Annotated in this window: 14 protein-coding genes; 5 read left to right on the top strand and 9 right to left on the bottom strand. The window is 69.9% G+C overall.

Annotation, left to right across the window (positions count from 1 at the left end; all coding sequences use genetic code 11):
• Both VNW53_RS07530 and VNW53_RS07525 read left to right on the top strand, forming a co-directional pair.
• The coding region (locus tag VNW53_RS07530; protein ID WP_325554682.1) for a DUF3857 domain-containing protein at positions 1-2215 on the top strand (2215 nt) is incomplete at its 5' end.
• 94 nt (positions 2216-2309) lie between these two features.
• Entirely contained in the window at positions 2310-3824 is a 1515-nt protein-coding gene (locus VNW53_RS07525) for a M20/M25/M40 family metallo-hydrolase (protein ID WP_325554681.1), read from the top strand.
• Positions 3825-3834: 10 nt separating this feature from the next.
• On the opposite strand, the gene VNW53_RS07520 is transcribed toward VNW53_RS07525, so the two are convergent.
• The 5 genes from VNW53_RS07520 to VNW53_RS07500 form a co-directional block, all read right to left on the bottom strand.
• On the bottom strand, positions 3835-4632 hold the full coding sequence (locus tag VNW53_RS07520) for a hypothetical protein (protein ID WP_325554680.1): 798 nt from the start codon (positions 4630-4632) through the stop codon (positions 3835-3837).
• Positions 4633-4642: 10 nt separating this feature from the next.
• On the bottom strand, positions 4643-5011 hold the full coding sequence (locus tag VNW53_RS07515; RefSeq protein ID WP_325554679.1) for a hypothetical protein: 369 nt from the start codon (positions 5009-5011) through the stop codon (positions 4643-4645).
• Between the two features lie 172 nt (positions 5012-5183).
• Positions 5184-7019: an NF038122 family metalloprotease gene (locus tag VNW53_RS07510; RefSeq protein WP_325554677.1), complete on the bottom strand. Its 1836-nt coding sequence runs from the start codon at positions 7017-7019 to the stop codon at positions 5184-5186.
• Positions 7020-7090: 71 nt separating this feature from the next.
• A complete protein-coding gene (locus tag VNW53_RS07505; RefSeq protein ID WP_325554675.1) occupies positions 7091-8308 on the bottom strand; it encodes a cytochrome P450 in 1218 nt (405 codons plus the stop codon).
• 11 nt (positions 8309-8319) lie between these two features.
• The gene (locus VNW53_RS07500) at positions 8320-9012 is read right to left on the bottom strand and encodes an MgtC/SapB family protein (protein ID WP_325554673.1); all 693 of its coding nucleotides are present in this window, start codon (positions 9010-9012) and stop codon (positions 8320-8322) included.
• Between the two features lie 315 nt (positions 9013-9327).
• Between VNW53_RS07500 and VNW53_RS07495 the strand changes: the two genes are divergently transcribed.
• Positions 9328-9810 carry a hypothetical protein gene (locus VNW53_RS07495; protein WP_325554671.1) on the top strand — a complete coding sequence of 161 codons (483 nt, stop codon included), beginning with the start codon at positions 9328-9330 and terminating at the stop codon, positions 9808-9810.
• A 165-nt stretch (positions 9811-9975) separates the two neighbouring features.
• On the opposite strand, the gene VNW53_RS07490 is transcribed toward VNW53_RS07495, so the two are convergent.
• Positions 9976-10575, bottom strand: a complete 600-nt coding sequence (locus VNW53_RS07490; protein ID WP_325554670.1) for a hypothetical protein — start codon at positions 10573-10575, stop codon at positions 9976-9978.
• A 342-nt stretch (positions 10576-10917) separates the two neighbouring features.
• Between VNW53_RS07490 and VNW53_RS07485 the strand changes: the two genes are divergently transcribed.
• The gene (locus tag VNW53_RS07485) at positions 10918-11823 is read left to right on the top strand and encodes a hypothetical protein (RefSeq protein ID WP_325554668.1); all 906 of its coding nucleotides are present in this window, start codon (positions 10918-10920) and stop codon (positions 11821-11823) included.
• A gap of 219 nt (positions 11824-12042) precedes the next feature.
• Positions 12043-13869: a PBP1A family penicillin-binding protein gene (locus VNW53_RS07480; RefSeq protein WP_325554667.1), complete on the top strand. Its 1827-nt coding sequence runs from the start codon at positions 12043-12045 to the stop codon at positions 13867-13869.
• 163 nt (positions 13870-14032) lie between these two features.
• Here the strand turns inward: VNW53_RS07480 and VNW53_RS07475 are convergent, their stop codons facing one another.
• The 3 genes from VNW53_RS07475 to VNW53_RS07465 all read right to left on the bottom strand — a co-directional run bounded on the left by VNW53_RS07475 (position 14033) and on the right by VNW53_RS07465 (position 16152).
• Complete coding sequence (locus VNW53_RS07475) at positions 14033-14554, bottom strand: DUF4402 domain-containing protein (RefSeq protein ID WP_325554665.1); 522 nt, start codon at positions 14552-14554, stop codon at positions 14033-14035.
• Positions 14555-14821: 267 nt separating this feature from the next.
• Positions 14822-15580, bottom strand: coding sequence for a PIG-L family deacetylase (locus VNW53_RS07470; RefSeq protein WP_325554663.1), 759 nt, complete (start codon positions 15578-15580; stop codon positions 14822-14824).
• A gap of 59 nt (positions 15581-15639) precedes the next feature.
• Positions 15640-16152: a DUF4402 domain-containing protein gene (locus VNW53_RS07465; protein ID WP_325554661.1), complete on the bottom strand. Its 513-nt coding sequence runs from the start codon at positions 16150-16152 to the stop codon at positions 15640-15642.
• Positions 16153-16258 lie beyond the last annotated feature (106 nt).

Genomic DNA, 16258 nt, shown 5'->3' with positions numbered 1-16258 from the left:
GATCCTGCGCGGCGGCCAATCGATCGACCTGCTGGCGGGGGGTCGCAAGTTCGCGGTTATCCAGCGCGAGACCAACCTCGACCAGGCCATGCTCGACGGGCGGCTGACGGCCACCTTCCAGCCTGAAGGCCTGCAGGTCGGCGATGTTCTCGACCTGGCCTACACCCTCCAGCAACGGGACCCGGCGCTGAAGGGCTATTCCACGCACTACGCGAGCCTGCGGCACGCCGGCGTGGCCGGCCGCGTCTACTTCCGCACCCTCTGGCCCAGCGCGCTGCCGGTCCATTGGAAGGTGACCGAGGGCCTGAAACCGCCGGTGACCGCGACCTCCGGGGGCATGACCGAGGTGACGGTCGACGAGCATGACGTCGAGACGCCCAAGGCGCCGGTGGGCGCGCCCGCGCGGTTCTCCGACCTGGGCTCCATCGCGTTCAGCCAGTACCGCGACTGGGCGGAGTTCTCAGGCCTGTTCGCCCCGCTCTACGACAAGGCCGCCGTCCTGAAGGCCGGCTCGCCGCTGAAGGCCGAGGCCGCGAAGATCGCGGCGGCCAGCCACGACCCCAAGGCCCGCGCCCTCGCCGCCCTGCGCCTGACCCAGGACCAGGTGCGATATGTCTTCCTGGGGATGAATGACGGGGGATTGGTCCCCGCAGACGCCGACCTCACCTGGTCGCGCCGCTTCGGCGACTGCAAGGGCAAGACCGTGCTGCTGGTGGCGCTGCTGCGCGAGCTCGGCATCGACGCCGAGCCGGCCCTGGTGAGCACCTCCGGCGGCGACGGCATGGACGCCCACCTGCCCGCGGCGGGCTGGTTCGACCACGCCATCGTGCGCGCGCGCATCGCGGGCAAGACCTACTGGCTGGACGGCACCCGCAGCGGCGACCGCAACCTCGACAGCCTGATCGTGCCGGCCTGGAGCTGGGGCCTTCCGCTGGCTGCGGGCGGGGTCGCCCTCGAAAAGCTGGCGCCGGCGCCGCTGGCCGAGCCCAACGACGAAAACTTCGTGACCATCGACGCCAGCGCGGGCGTCACCCTTCCGGCCAAAACGCGGATGAGCGGCGTCTACCGGGGCGAGACGGCGGTGGCCATCCGCGCCACGCTCGCCAGCACGCCCCGCGCCGACTACGAGCGCGCGCTGCGCGAGTCGATGAGCAAGAGGAACTCCTGGTTCGACGTGGACACCGTCGACATCCGGGAGGAGACGACCAGCGACGCCGTGCGGATCACGTTCGAGGGCAAGGGCAAGCTCGACTGGACCCAGTTCTCCGACGGGACCTTCTATCACGTGCCCGGAACGGCCTTCGGCGGCCAGGTGGCGCGCCGCCAGCCCGGCCCGAATTCGGACGCCCCCTATGCGGTGAATTTCCCGACTTACGACCACTACAACTGGCGCATCGTGCTGCCATCCGGCCCGCGCTACACGGTGGGCGGCCCGACCGTCGATCGCACGGTGGCCGGCCTCGCCCTGAAACGCACCGCGCGCATCGACGCCGGGGTGGTTTCGATCGACCTCTCCTTGCGGTCCGTGGCGCCTGAATACCCGGCCTCGGAGGCGGACGCCGCGGCCCAGACCTGGCGCGACCTGGGCCGGAGCGACGTCTACATAGGCATTCCGCCCGCCACCACGGCGCCCGCCCTGGCGACCAACGTGCCGACCATCACCGCCAAGCCCCTGTCGCGGACGCCCGCGCCGGTCTCGGGCCGGGCTCCGGCTCGGGCGCCGGCCCCGGTTTCCGATCCGGCCAAGGTCGCGGCCCTGGCCGAGACCGCCCTCGGCGTGGCCGCCGACAAGGCCGGAGCGGCCAAGGGCGACGCCGCCGCACAGTACCGGCTCAGCCAGCGGCTGGCGCACGGCGACGGCATGGAGATGAACCCCGCCGAGGCCATGGCCTGGCTGCAGAAGGCCGCCGCGGCCGGCAACGCCGACGCCGAGGTGGCCCTGGCCGAGGCCTACACCTACGGCCGCGGCGTCCCGGCCGACACCGGCAAGGCGCTGGCCCTGGTCCGCAGCGCCGCCGACCACGGCGCTTCCCTCGGCCAGCGCCGGCTGGGCGAGGCCTACCTGCGCGGCGAGGGCGTGCGCATGGACCTGGCCATGGCCGCGACCTGGCTGCAGAAGGCCGCCGCCCAGGGTGACGCCGAGGCGCGCCGCGAACTTGAGCAGATCAAGCCCGCCGCCGCCGCCTCGCCGGCGCCCGCGGCGCACGGCCCGTGAGATCGCCGCGCGAAGGAAATACCCAGTGGCGCGGGTGGGAATCTCCCACTAGCGTCGCGCCGATTTGGGGGAAAAGGCGATGATGCGACGCGGGATGGCTGTGACGGCGGCGGCGCTGGCCGTGGCGTGGGCCGGGAGCGCCGTGGCGGCCTCGCCCAAGGACCAGGTCCGCGCCTGGCGCCAGGCCCACGAAAAGGAGATCGTCGCCGACTTCTCCACCCTGCTGGCCATGCCCAACATCGCCACCAACCTGGCCGACGTCGACGCCAACGCGGCCTATATCTCGGGCCTCCTGCAGAAGCGGGGGTTCTCGACCGAACTGTTGCGGGCCCAACCCGGCACGCCCGCCTCCATCCTCGCCGAGTTGAAGACGCCGGGCGCCAGGCGCACCGTGGTCTTCTACGCCCACTACGACGGCCAGCCGATCGGCCAGAAGGGCTGGATCTCGACGCCCTTCACGCCCTCGATGCGCACCGCGCTCCCGGAAGCCAGGCCCGTGGACTGGCAAGCGGCCAGCGGCCCGCTCAACCCCGACTGGCGGCTGTTCGGCCGCGCGGCCGGCGACGACAAGGGCACCATCCAGGCCTTCCTCTCGGCCTTCGACGCCCTGAAGGCCGCGGGCGTCAAACCCTCGGTGAACATCAAGCTGCTGTACGAAGGCGAAGAGGAGCAGGGCTCGCCGCACTTCGGCGCCCTGGTGGCCAAGAACCTGGAGAAGGTCCGGGGCGACCTGCTGATCATGGGCGACGGGCCCATGCACCCGTCGGGCAAGCAGGAGATCAACTTCGGCAACCGCGGCATCACCGGCTTCAAGGCGACGGTCTATGGCCCCCTGAAGCCCCTGCACGACGGCCACTACGGCTCCTGGGCCCCCTCGCCCACCGTGATGATCGCGAGCCTGGTGATGAGCCTGCGCGACGAGGGCGGCCATATCCTGATCCCCGGCTTCTATGACGACGTGGCGCCGGTGTCGGCCGCCGACAAGGCGGCGCTGGCGGCCCTGCCCGACGTCGAGACCGACCTGAAGAAGGCCATGGGCCTGGGCCGCAACATCGGCCCGCCGCGCCTGGCCGACGGCTACATGGGCCCGACGCTCAACGTGCGCGCCATCCACGCCGGCGACGACGGCCCCAGCGCCGCCAACGCCATCGCCATCCAGGGCGACGCCTCCCTCGACTTCCGCCTGGCGCCCGGCGAGACCCCGGCGCGCGTGCAGCAGATGACCGAAGCCTACCTGACCAGGCTCGGCTGGTTCATCGTGCGCGACACGCCGGACCTCGCCACGCGGCTGGCGCATCCGAAGATCGTGCGGATCAACTGGGACGACGGCGCCTCCATCGCCACGGAGTCGCCCATGGAGAGCCCGCCAGCCAAGGCGGTCGCCGCCTCCATCGGGCGCACGGTGGGCTATCCGGTGCTGCGCCTTCCCTATTCGGGCGGCAGCTCCGGCATGGCCGAGATCGTCAACCAGTTGAAGGCCCCGATGGTCGGCGTCTCCATCGCCAACTATGACGACAACCAGCACGCCCAGAACGAGAACCTGCGCCTGGGCAACCTGTGGGACGGCATCGAGGTCTACGCCGGCCTGATCGCCGACCTGGACTGGTAGGCGGACCCGCTCAGTCCGGCTCGCCCAGCTTGTCGAACGAGATCGCGGTCACAGGATGCAGTTCGATCACCTTGCCCTGGCCGTCGACGCCGGGGTGAGGGCTCGCCCGCCCGGTCTGGCCGTGATCGAAATCGAAGAAGGCCACGCCTGTGACCGTGACGGGGATGGTCTTCGGCGGGATGCCGGCGCCGTTGATGTGCGACGCCTGGCTTTCGAAAGCCGCGCGGGCCTCGGCGATGGCCTGGCCGAGGCGGGAGGTGGTCGGCCCCGCGCCCGACTTGCCGGCGAAGCACGAGGGGTCCGGCAGCTCCACCACCATGCTATGGCCATTGGGCGCGGTCTTGCCCGTCGAGAAGACGCCCGTGTCGTCGGTGATGACCACGTGATAGTCGCCGTCCGCCTCGTGCTTGAAGAACGAGAGATAGCCGCGGACCGTATATTGAGCTTTTTCGACGCCCATGCGGCCCCCCGCGTCCACGGGGCCCGGCGTGAGGGCGTTCATCTGGACAATTGAGGCGGCCTTTGGATTGGCGTCGATGGTCGTCGCATCGGGGTCGTTCGCGACCTTGACGTTCCAGCGCTCGGTCCCGCCGCAGGCCGCGCCGGCCTGGGCCGGCGGCGGCGGGGGCGCCGGATGATGGCCAGCCACATTCAGGCCCGTGCCGACGCCCGAGGCGGCCGCGGTGGCGATCAGCGCGCCGGCGATTTTCCCCACATGGCTGCGCGTCTTGGGCGCATGGGCCGGCGCCGGCCGAGTTGCGCGTCGCGGCGGATCGGCGGGCGGGGTCCCGGAGGGCGGTCTGGCCATGGCGCACCGCCTATTGCAGGAGGGTCTTCAACTGGTTGAAAGCGTACGGCAGGAACAGGACCGCCCCGACGTAGAACAGCGTCCCGACGTTGGCGAGGATCGGGGTCAGGTCCTTCGGCGACAAGATCGCCGTGGCGATCACGATGTTGCTGAGGATCCAGAACAGCGAGGCCACGACGACCGCCCCGATGAGGCCGGTCACGCGGCTGTAGCTGACGTCGCCGGTGGAAACGCCGGCGGGGGTCTTCTCCTGCACCGCGCCGCTGAAGCCCGTGACCCGCCGCAGGCCCAGCGCCGCCAGCAGGATCGGCAGGTTGAACGCGATCACCGCCACGACCGCCGCGATCAGGCGCAGTCCGCCGAAATCCGCGTCTTCCATCGGAGCCTCCCCCGGGCGCCGTCGCCTTCGCGCCGGCTGACCACCACAGCGTTAGGCGAACCTCGGCCGATTGCAAGATCGCAGGCCGGCAACCTCGCCGTGCGGGCTCCAGATATAGCCGACGGCCCTGTTTGATCCCCGGCTGACTTGATTCAAGTCAGCCTGACAGGGTCTAGCCGGAGAAGATCCAGTCCGACGGCAGGCTGGCCAGGGTGACGCCCACCAGGATCATCTGGTTCGCGCCGCCCATGTCGATAACCGTGTCGGCGCCCACCTGGCTGACGGTGTAGGTGGTGCCGGGGTCCAGCATCACCCGGTCGCCCTCGGCGTAGTTGAAGTCGAGCACCTTATCGATGCCGGCGTCCTGGGAGCCGTGGAAGATGTCGGCGCCCGGGCCGCCGCTTTCGGTGTCGTTGCCGCGGTCGCCGGAGATGAAGTCGTTCCCCGCGCCGCCCGAGAGGCTGTCGTCGCCCTGGCCGCCGCGGATCTGGTCGTTCCCAGGGCCGCCGTCGAGGGTGTCGTTGCCGAGGTTGCCCCAGACGATGTCGTTGCCCGCATCGCCGGTCTGGCTGTCGTCGCCCTTGCCGCCGACCACCCAGTCGTCGCCGCCATTTCCGTGGAGCGTGTCGTTGCCCTGGTTGCCGTTGATGTCGTCGAAGCCGCCCCCGCCATTGATGACGTCGTCGCCGTCCTCGCCGCGCAGATAGGTCTGGGCGGTCAGGGCGGTGTCCGCGGTGATGGTGTCGTCGCCGGCGCCGGCCATCAGGGTCCCGCCGCCGGCCGGCGCGACCATCACGTCGTTCCCGGGCGTCGAGACCGTCACGCCGGCCTGGACGCTCAGCGTGAAGGAGCCCGAGTTGAAATCGCCCAGCGAGCCCGCCTCCACATAGAAGGTCCCGCTGGCGGTCGGATGGACGACCAGCCGGGAGTCGAAGATCCGGGAATCGGCGTCGTCGTTGAAGGCGATCTGGGCGCCGCTGGCGTCGTGCAGCCGCAGGACCGGGTCGCCGAGCGTCCCGCCGCCACCGTCCTGGCCGGTCAGGTTGATGACGTAGTCGGTCCCGGCGTTGAGTTGCACCTTGAACCAGTCGCGGTCCCCGATCGACTGCAGCATCCCCGCGATCGGCGCGCCCACGATCACCTGCCCGAACGGATGGCTCGTGTCGGTGAAGCTGTCGGCATAGTCGTCGGGGCCGCTGCCGGGCGGCGCGCCGCTGGGCGTGAAGCCCAGCACATCCAGCACCTGCAGGTCGACCGCCGAGATGCTGGTGTTGTAACCCCCGCCGCCGTACCCGAACGCATCCTCGAAGGTGAGGTCGAAGTCTCCGAGGTCCCGGCCGTCGTTGACGCCGCTCGCGCCGATCGAATTGTGCAGGATTCCCGCCAGATGCGCGCCGTCGACGCCGAAGAAGGCCAGGAAGTTGTCGGAGCCGCCGGTGTAGTCGCGCGCGCCCGTGCTGTCGAAACGGAAGAGGTCGAACGGCGCGAAGCGGCCGCTGGGGCCCAGGCCCAGCGTCTCGAAGCGCCCGAAGCCGCCCTCGCTCAGCTCATGCTCGACTGCGCCGACGAGGTCCGAGCCGAAGGTCCAGGGCTGCAGGCTGTTGATCGTCACCGTGACGTCGGTCAGCCCGGACGGCGGCAGGATCCCGAGCGCCTGGGCCTCGCCGCTGACGATCTCGAACCCCACGCCGTTCGACGGGTCCGTCGCCGGCAGGCCGGCCACCGCCAGCCGGTCGTCGGCGGTGGTCGCGTGCGCGGTCAGGGCGCCGACGAGCTGGCAATAGCTGACCGCGTAGGTGTTGAAGACGTTGCTGGCCACGTCGCCCGGCTTCCCCGGATCGAAGTTGAAGGCGACGTTGAGCGTCACATTGTCGGTGAAATGGGCCTGCAGGTAGTTCTCGGCCCCGATGATCGAGGTCCTGACCGCGTCGGTGACGCCCGCGTCGTAGGTGTTGTTGAACACCACGCCGCTACCCGCCAGGGTCACGGTCTCACCACTCAACGGCATACTCGGCCCCCCAGCACGCCCGTCATTGGCGAGAAGCAACCCGGAGTTGTCAACGCCACACCCGCGCCAGGTCAGGCCTCGCGCGGCCGAAGGCGCAGCGGCATGGTCTTCGGGCCGGAGATGAAGTTGGACGGCAGCCACTCCGGCGGGGCGGCGAGCTCGAAGCCGGTCATGCGGCCCAGCACCTCGGCCAGCATGGCGTCGATCTCGATGCGGGCGATGTGCTGGCCCAGGCACCCGTGCGGCCCGGTCCCGAAGGCGATGTGCGGGTTGGGGTCGCGCGCCAGGTCCAGGGTCTCGGGGTTCTCGAAGACGGCCGGATCGCGGTTGGCGGCGCCGAAGTACATGACCACCTTGTCGCCCTCGCGGACCTGCTGGCCGGCCAGCTCCAGGTCGCGGCGCGCGGTGCGGCGCATGTAGATCACCGGGCTCGTCCAGCGCAGCAGCTCCTCCCGCGCCGAAGGCAGCCGCCCGGGCAGGTCGGCCATCAGCCAGGCCATCTGGTCCGGATGCTCCATCAGCGCCAGCAGGCCGCCGGAGAGCAGGTTGCGGGTGGTGTCGCCGCCCGCGTCCACCAGCAACAGGAAGAACAGCAGGAACTCCATGTCCTCCAGCCGGCGGCCCTCCACCTCGCAGGCGAGCAGCTTGGAGGCCAGGTCGTCGCCCGGCCGCGCCCGCTTCTCGGCGATCACGCCCGTGCCGTACTCGAACATCTTGGCCACCGCCGCGCCGCCCGCGCCGGGCGGCAGGGCCTCCGGCGCGGTGTGGATGATCTCGGTCAGCTTGTAGAGCTCGCGCCCGTCCTCCAGCGGCAGCCCCATCAGCTCGGCGATCACGAAGGAGGGCATCTCCCCGGCCACCTCGGCCACGAAGTCGCACTCGCCCCCGGATGCAGAAGAACGGGCGATCACTGCATCGACGATCTGGCGGGCCAGGGCGGCGATCCGGTCGGACCGCAGCCGCGCGGCCGGCAGGGTGAACTCCGAGCGGATCAGCTTGCGGAAAGCGGTATGCTCCGGCGGGTCCATCATCAGCATCATCTTGTAGGGTCCGAACCCCTGGCCCTGCCCCTCCGGCGGGTCGGGGATCAGGATGGTGGGGCCCGACGAGAAGCCCTGGAAGTCGCGGTCCACCGCCCAGACGTCGGCGTGGCGCGTCACCGCCCAGAACCCCGCCCCGCCGCCCGGCTCGTCATGCCAGCGCACCGGCGCGTGCTCACGCAGCCAGCGGTACTGGTCGTGCGGCTGGCCGGCGGCGAAGCTGTCCGGCGACAGGAGGTCGATCTTCATCGGCGTGGCGCCTATTTGCTGATCCGCGCAAGTTCGAACTCGGCGACGTTTTCCAGGGTTCGCAGGTGCGCGGCGAGGTCGGCGAGGCTCCCGGTGCGGCGGGCCACCAGATTGCCGCTGAACTCCATGATCGCCCCGTCGTGGCTGAGCGCATAGCTCACGTCGCGCAGGGACAGGCCATGCTGGTCCAGCAGGGCGTGCAGCCCTTCGGTATCGGGCGCGGACACGCTGCGGAAGCGGAAGACCGACCAGGCGTAGACCCGGCTGGGCGCGGCGTCCTCGACCCAGCGCAGCACCAGCAGGGTGAACAGCACCCCGGCGACGGCGAGCGCGCCCACGCCGTACTCGCCCGCCCCGAACAGCAGGCCGATCGCCGCCGTCGCCCAGACCGAGGCCGCCGTGGTCAGGCCCTGGACGTTGACGCCCTCCTTGAAGATCACTCCGGCGCCCAGGAAGCCGACCCCGGTCATCACCCCCTGCGCCAGGTGGGTCGGGTCGAGCCGGTCGATGCTGAGGAAGCTCGCCCCCGGGGCGAAGCTCGGCGCGAACGAGACCATCATGGTCGCCGCCGCGGCGATCGCCACCAGGGCGTGGGTCCGGAACCCCGCGGCGCGGCCGTGATAGCTCCGCTCCGCCCCGATCAGCCCGCCGGCCACCCAGGCGCCCGCCAGTCCCAGCGCCATCTGGACGTAGATCGCCGTCATGCCCGACCCGCTTTCCGTTCGACGCAAGGGAGTTCAGCATGTCCTGGCCCGGACGGGTACTGAATCAGTTCGACGGGCGGTGGGTGGTGGCGAGAACGGTGACGCAATCGCGCGCCCTCTCGGCCGTCATCGCCCGGCTTGTCCGGGCGACCCATGGACACCGATCCGCCAGAAGGACCCGCCGCGCCGCCGGGCCGTATCCTTCGAGGCGGAGATCGTGGGTGGCCCGGACAAGCCGGGCCACGACGATGGAGAGCGAGGGCGCGCGCCTCACCGGCCTAGGCGCCCCGCGGGGTCGGTGGTAGCTGGCGGCCCATGCAACACCGCGCCCTCCTGTCCGGCCTGGCCTCGGCCCTCCTCTGCGCCGCCGGCCTGTCGGCCTGCCTGACGCCGCACGTCAAGCCGCCGCCCAGCGCCGCCGTCCTCCAGGCCCGCGCCTCCGCCCAGGCCAAGCCCGCCGCCTGCGCGCCCGGCGGCCTGGAGCAGGTCTCGCCGCTGGACGCCGACTTCGGCTACGACGACACCGAGGTGAGCCCGCTCGGCCTGAAGCGCCTCACCGCCGCCGCCCGCTGGCTGAACTGCAACCCCGGCGTCGAGGTGGTCATCCGGCGGGACGCCGACAACCACGGCGACGCGGCCCACCTGAACAGCCTCGCCCAGGGCCGCGCCAAGGCCGTCGCCGACAAGTTGCGAGACCTGGGCGCGACGGCCGCCGTCCTGCGCATCCTGCCCCGCGGGGGCGCCGACCCGGTGACCGCGCCGCACCTGGTGATCAACGCGACCGGGCGCGGCTGGTAGGGGCGATACGCCCCACACCTCCGCTCATCCCCGCGCAAGCGGGGACCCGGGCTTTTTTTCGTGGCAGCGGATCGGACGGCGAAGGCCCAGCGCGCAGCCAGCTCGGAAACCCAAAACACCTGGGTCTCCGCTTGCGCGGGGATGAGCGGAATATTGGGAGAGGCCTCAGCTCGAATTCGGCGGGTCGGCGCAGCCGGTGGCCCAGGCGTCGCTGAGCAGGGGCGGGGCGAAGGGCGGCGATTGCGGCTCGGGCGCGTCCGGCCCTTGCACATCGGGCTCGGCGGAACGGTCGCGCCCCAGGCCCATGTCGGACTGGATGCGGGCGATCAGGGCTTCGACGGGAGTGTCCTCGAAGCCCTCGGTGACGGCCGCCTCGCCGAGGTGGTGCTCCAGCTCCTCGACGAGGTCCTGCGCCTCGTCCTCATCCTCGGTCTCCGTCCAGATCAGCCGCTCCACACCGGCGCGCACGGCGTCCTTGTGGCGGCGGTGGCGGGCGATGGCGGCGTCCTCGGCGCGGGCCGCGTCCTCGCGGTCCGCCAGCCTGCGCTCGCGCTCGATCTTCAGCTCCAGGGCGAAGGTCTGGCGCACCGAGCGCGACACCCGCTGGAAGGCCAGCGCCAGCCCCTCGGCCTCGGCCGGCGTCTCGGCGGCCAGGGCGCGGGCGTGCAGGTCGCGCGCCAGCGTCAGGCCGAGCTCCGAGAGCTCCCCCAGGATGCGCGCGCGCTTCGCGCTGTGGGTTTCCGGCTGTTCCGTGGCGTCGGACATGAACAAATGGGGAACATGGAAATTCGGGGGAGTCAAATTTTGAGTGGGCTTTGTGGGCGGGCGGCGGCTTGAGGTTTGTCCACGAACCACATGAACCACACGAACGCGCCCCGCCCTGCGAGGCCCGCGCAGCGGGCGCCTTCCGGATTCGAACCACGAAAAACACGGAGAGACACGAAAGAGAGCCGGCGCTTTTCGTGCTCTGTTCGTGTTTTCCGTGGTTGAAAAGACGGAGCCTCCGCTCAACGGGAGCCTCAAAGGGCGCACTCGGAATTCGTGAGACAGAAGCCAGCTTGGGTAACAAGATTAGCCGGGCGGATTCACCGGGGCGTTCTTGATCCAATGTATGACAGCAATGGGCGTGAACGCGCTGCATTTGGAAGACTAGTCACCCAGGGTCTGACTGCGATCATTGCGATGGTCGCTGTCGGATGGATCGCGTTTCTTTGGGAGCACACTGAGGCCATCCGCGTCCGCCGCGAAGTGGCCCAGCGCGAGAGCGCCGCCTACTGCCAACAGCTCAACCACGAGGCCTGCGAGGCGACTAAGTCTGCCGCGATGCAGGCGCGGGCAGAGCAAGACGCCGTTGACGCCGCCGTCTGGCAAATCTGGCTCAACGTTGCCGGACTGCTTGGCTTGGGCGCGACTGTCCTGTATGCGCGCCGCGCTTGGCGCGAGGCTGAGAGGAGCGCTAAGGCCGCCACCGAGGCGCTGGACCACACCAGAGCTGACGCCGCCGCTCAAGCGGATAGGTTTTCTCAGCAATTGGCCGTCGCGAACAGGCAAGTAGAAATCGCGGACGACACAGCTAAGAAACAGCTTCGGGCGTACGTTTACGTCGAGCGCATGGACATGCTATGGCTCGATGACGGACCCGTATTTAACGTTGTATTCCGGAATAGCGGAGCGACGCCCGCCATCAACCTTAGAGCGGGTGCAGAAATAGTATTCTGCGGACCGGCAGACATTCCGCCTATGCCTGAAAATATATCCATGGGAAGAATACAATTTATCGGTGCCTCCGCCACGAGGAAAAACCAAGTCTACACGGCCAACAGATCGGGCGTCTCTAAGGAAAGCATCTCGTTTGAAAACAACATCAATGTGTTTGGAAGGGTCCAATACCAAGATATTTTCGCCCAAACATTCGAAACTGAGTTTGCGTTTTACACGCATACTGCGGAGCCCGATGAAGAGGGCATGGTCGCAATGATTGGACACCGAGCCGCGTTCCGGGCCGTGACCTAAGACTGCCGGCACCGCCAGAACCCCCGCCCACATCTCGCGTCACCGCTTGCGATGACGCGGGCCGCCGTATCCGCTGGCGGCGGCGTGGTCTTTGGCACCCTCACGCGACAATCCCCCGCATTACCGCGAATTATCTTTTGTCGGGGCAGGGTTGGGGGGAAAAGGGCGGCGGAGACGGATTCGCGCTGAGGGGCCGCCCGTCGTGCTGGAGCTTGACGCTTGATCGCCCTTTTCGCCGCCGCCTCTATGGCGCTCTCCCCGCCGGACCTGTCGCGCCTGCCGCCGATCACCCGTGAGGCGCAGATCACCTATGTCGACCGCTCGGGCGCGGTGATCGGGGTGCGCGGGGGCAAGTACGCCCCGCCGGTGGACCTGGCGCGGCTGCCGGCTTACGTGCCCGCGGCCTTCGTCTCCATCGAGGACCGGCGGTTCTACGAGCACTCGGGGTTCGATCCGGTGGGCATGGCCCGCGCGGTGGTCGCCGACCTGGCCAAGGGCAAGGCGCGCGAGGGAGCCTCGACGATCACCCAGCAACTGGCGCGCAACCTGTTCCTGAGCGCCGACCAGACGCTGGAGCGCAAGGCCGACGAGCTGGTCATCGCGGTGAAGCTGGAGCAGGCCTATTCCAAGAAGCAGATCCTCGCCCTCTATCTCAGCCGGGTCTATTTCGGCTCCGGCGCCTATGGGCTGGAGGCGGCCTCGCAGCGCTATTTCAACAAGCCCGCCGCCCGGCTGACGGTGCGTGAGGCCGCCACGCTGGCCGGCATCCTGAAGTCGCCGACCAACTACGATCCCGCCGACCAGCCGGAGAAGTCGGCCGAGCGGACCCGGCTGGTGCTTGACGCCATGGTGGAGACCGGCGCCATCACCGCCGCCGAGCGGGACAGGGCGCTCGACCAGACGCCGAAGGTCTGGAAGACCGCGCCCACCGCGCCGGCCCAGTACTTCATCGACTGGCTGGACAGCCAGACCCGCGCGGCGATCGGCCCGACCACCAAGCAGGACCTGGTGGTGGAGACGACGCTCGACCTGCCCGGCGAGATCGCCGCCGGCGAGGCGATCAAGGCGACCACGACCAAGTTCGCCAAGCAGGGCGTCAAGCAGGCCGCCGTGGTCTCGCTGGACGGCTCGGGCCGGGTGCGCGTCCTGGTCGGCGGCGACGACTACGCCAAGGCGCCCTTCAACCGCGCCGTCGACGCCCACCGCCAGGCCGGGTCGGCCTGGAAGCCCTTCGTCTACACCGCCGCCATGGAGGCCGGCCGCACGCCCGACCTCATCGTGGTCGACGAGCCGGTGACCATCAACGGCTGGTCGCCGCGCAACGCCGAGCCGGAATTCATGGGCCAGATAACCCTGGAGACGGCGCTGGCCCACTCGGTGAACACCGTGGCCGCCCGGCTGGCCGACGAGGTCGGGCGCGACAACGTCGCCGCCGTGGCCCATCGCATGGGCATCGTCTCCCAGATCAATACCGACCCGGCGATGGCGCTGGGCACCTCTCTCGTGACGCCGCTGGAGATGGCCACGGCCTACGACACCTTCGGCAACGGCGGCTACCGGATCGCGCCCTACGGCATCGAGCGGATCCGCACCGCGGGCGGCCAGGTGTTGTTCCAGCACAAGACCCAGTTCGCCACGCAGGCGGTCGCCAACCCTCCGCTCGGCGAAATGCAGCAGATGATGCGCACGGTGATGGCCGTGGGCACCGGCAGCCACGCCAACATCAAGGGCTATGACCTGGCCGGGAAGACCGGCACGACCACGGACTACAAGGACGCCTGGTTCTGCGGCTTCACAGGCGGGATCACCACCGTGGTCTGGACCGGCCGCGACGACGCCAAGCCCATGCAGAAGATCATGGGGGCGAGCGCCCCCTCCGAGATCTGGCGCAGCTACATGACCGTCGCCCTGAAACACCTGCCCAACGGCCCGATCCCGCCCGGGCCGCCGCCGCCCCTGCCCGTCGTCCCGACCCCGGTGGACGCCCCCGCGCCGGGCGAGGCCGCGCCTCAGCCGACGCCGACGCCGACTGCGCCGGCGGGTTAGGGGTTGCCCCCCTTTCATCATCCGCTCATCCCGGCGAAGGCCGGGATCCAGATGGAATGTCTCAGACGTGGGCTCGAACAGCTCAGCGGCAAACCAACCCCGCGTGGGCGCTTGGCGATCTGGGTCCCGGCCTTCGCCGGGATGAGCGGAGGGTCGGGAAGCTTCAGTTGTAGTTGACGGTCACCGTGAGCGAACCGGCGTAGGCCTGGGCCGGGGTCGCGGCGTTGAGGTCGAAGGCGCCGCCGAAGCGCAGCTCCTGCACGCCGGCCGCCGGGATGACGCCCAGCGAGCCGTTGCCGGCCACCGGCGCCGACACCGAGACCCGGGTCAGGCCGGGCTGGGCGAAGGTCAGGCTCTGGGTGGTCGAATAGGTGACGCCCGCCTCGCCCACGAGGCTGAACTTGGCCGGGCTGACCGCGCCCGCGGCCCGCGCGCCGTCGCCCGCCCCGCTGAGCGTGACGTTGCTGCTGGCCGGGTCGAGGGTGATGGTGTTGGCGGCCGCATTGCCCGGCCTGGTCACCGCCCCGAAGTCAAGGCCCTGGGTGGCCTGCAGGGTCACGGGCGCCAGGATGGTGACGCTGACGCTGGCCGTGGCCGTCACGCTGCCGCCGGCGCGCGCGGCCGCGGCGGACAGGATCAAGGCGGTGGCCAGAGAGGCCGCAAGAACCAAAGTCTGCGGTTTCATGCCGCAAAGAATAGCCGGCGAGTCTTTCAAAGCAGTTGCGGCAAGTAGACTTTTCGTGTTCGATTTTGATACACGCCCTGGATGGCAGTATTTCTAAGCTCTTAACGTCGGGCGTTGTTATAAACAGTCTATTTCCAGGCTTGGTTAAGCCTCGGTTTCGGAAGCGTCCCGCACTGAGACGCGGGAAGCCGTCCCGCGGTGTCCTCCTCCCCTTGTGGGAGGAGGATCTCCGAGCGACGGCCTCGCTTCAGACTTTGGGCCACCAACCTACGACGCGGCGGTGAGCAGCGCCTCGCCCAGCAGGTCCTGGAGCGCGGGCGTCTTCGGATAGGGCTCGTGGCTGTACTGGCGGAAGCCCTCCGCCAAGGGGCGGCCGAAGTCGCGGCCGCGACGGCGCGACCAGGCCTCCATCGAGCCCAGGTGGTCGGCGACGCCGTGCTGGCGTGCGACCCAGTCCGCCTGGCTGACATGGGCCGACAGCATCGCCTGCTTCATGGCGAAGCCCGCCTCGATGTCCGCGCCGAAGTCGGGGACGATCCGGCGGCCCTCACGGTCGCGCCCGCCGATCGGGTCCATGAAATAGAGGTGCGGGATCGCCGCCAGGGCCGCGGCGGCGCCGGTGCGGTAGTTGGGGACGGAGGCGGCGAAGCAGGCGTCGCGGGTGAGCTGGCTCGCGGCCTCGTGGTCGGGGTGGTAGTCGGCGGGCGAGGCGGCCAGCACGATGTCGGGCGCCGCCCAGCGGATCAGCTCGGTCACCGCGCGGCGCGAGGCGTCGTCGTTGAAGACGCCCAGGTCGGCCAGGTCGGCGCAGCGATAGTCCGCACCGATCAGGGCGGCCGCGGCGGCGGCCTCGGCTTTGCGGATGCGGGCCGTCTCGGAAAGGTCGGTCTGCGCGGAGCCGCACTCGCCGGCGGTCAGGGTGGCGATGCGGATCGCGTGGCCCCTGGCCGCCAGGATCGCCAGGGCGCCCGCCGCAAGATGCTCGATGTCGTCGGGATGGGCGTGGACCGCCAGGATGGTCGCCATGCCGCGAAGCTAGGCCAGGGCCGGGGCGAACGCCACCGGCCCCGAGGGCGAACTCAGCCCTAGTTGTAGGTGACGGTGACGCTGAGCGTGCCGGTGTAGGCCTGGGCGGTGGTCGCCGGGGTCACGTCGAACTGGCCGCCGTAACGGATCTCCTGGGTGCCCGCCGCGGCGATCGTGCCGACCGCGCCGGTGGTGGCCACCGGGGCCCCGGGCGCGACATTGATCAGGCCCGACTGGGCGAAGGTCAGCGTCGAGGCGAGGGTGTAGGTCGTCGCGGCCTGCACGGTGATGTTGAACTTCGCCGCGCTGGTGGTGGAGCTGACGATGGAGCCGTTGCCGCCGGTGGCGGTGACATTGCCGTTGGCGTCCATGGCGATGGTGGTGTTGGTGGTGGTCGGCCGGATCACCGTGCCGAACACCAGGTCCTGGGTCTTGGTGATCGTGGTCGGCGACAGGACGGTCACGCTGGCGTTGGCCGTGGCGTTGGCCGTGCCCGAGGCGAAGGCGCTGGTGGCAAGGCCGCAAAGAGCGAGGGCGGCGCCGGCCGCGAGGACGATATGGCGGATGCTCATCGGACACCTCAATTCGATGCGTCGCCTCAACCAAGTCAAGGCGAAGGTTAATCCTCGAAGATCTGAAGCTGCGCCCGGTCCCGAATTGGCACACGCGGTCAGGCCT

The organism is Phenylobacterium sp., from assembly GCF_035569475.1.
Classification (GTDB): Bacteria; Pseudomonadota; Alphaproteobacteria; order Caulobacterales; family Caulobacteraceae; genus Phenylobacterium.
This window is presented reverse-complemented; position numbering and strand designations above follow the sequence as displayed.

Bases quoted from the DNA above. Each gene is read 5' to 3' on its own strand.
- VNW53_RS07520 (WP_325554680.1), bottom strand. From the start codon at position 4,632: ATGGCCAGACCGCCCTCCGGGACCCCGCCCGCCGATCCGCCGCGACGC.
- VNW53_RS07510 (WP_325554677.1), bottom strand. From the start codon at position 7,019: ATGCCGTTGAGTGGTGAGACCGTGACCCTGGCGGGTAGCGGCGTGGTG.
- VNW53_RS07475 (WP_325554665.1), bottom strand. From the start codon at position 14,554: ATGAAACCGCAGACTTTGGTTCTTGCGGCCTCTCTGGCCACCGCCTTG.
- VNW53_RS07505 (WP_325554675.1), bottom strand. From the start codon at position 8,308: ATGAAGATCGACCTCCTGTCGCCGGACAGCTTCGCCGCCGGCCAGCCG.
- VNW53_RS07485 (WP_325554668.1), top strand. From the start codon at position 10,918: ATGTATGACAGCAATGGGCGTGAACGCGCTGCATTTGGAAGACTAGTC.
- VNW53_RS07465 (WP_325554661.1), bottom strand. From the start codon at position 16,152: ATGAGCATCCGCCATATCGTCCTCGCGGCCGGCGCCGCCCTCGCTCTT.
- VNW53_RS07500 (WP_325554673.1), bottom strand. From the start codon at position 9,012: ATGACGGCGATCTACGTCCAGATGGCGCTGGGACTGGCGGGCGCCTGG.
- VNW53_RS07470 (WP_325554663.1), bottom strand. From the start codon at position 15,580: ATGGCGACCATCCTGGCGGTCCACGCCCATCCCGACGACATCGAGCAT.
- VNW53_RS07525 (WP_325554681.1), top strand. From the start codon at position 2,310: ATGGCTGTGACGGCGGCGGCGCTGGCCGTGGCGTGGGCCGGGAGCGCC.
- VNW53_RS07515 (WP_325554679.1), bottom strand. From the start codon at position 5,011: ATGGAAGACGCGGATTTCGGCGGACTGCGCCTGATCGCGGCGGTCGTG.
- VNW53_RS07495 (WP_325554671.1), top strand. From the start codon at position 9,328: ATGCAACACCGCGCCCTCCTGTCCGGCCTGGCCTCGGCCCTCCTCTGC.
- VNW53_RS07490 (WP_325554670.1), bottom strand. From the start codon at position 10,575: ATGTCCGACGCCACGGAACAGCCGGAAACCCACAGCGCGAAGCGCGCG.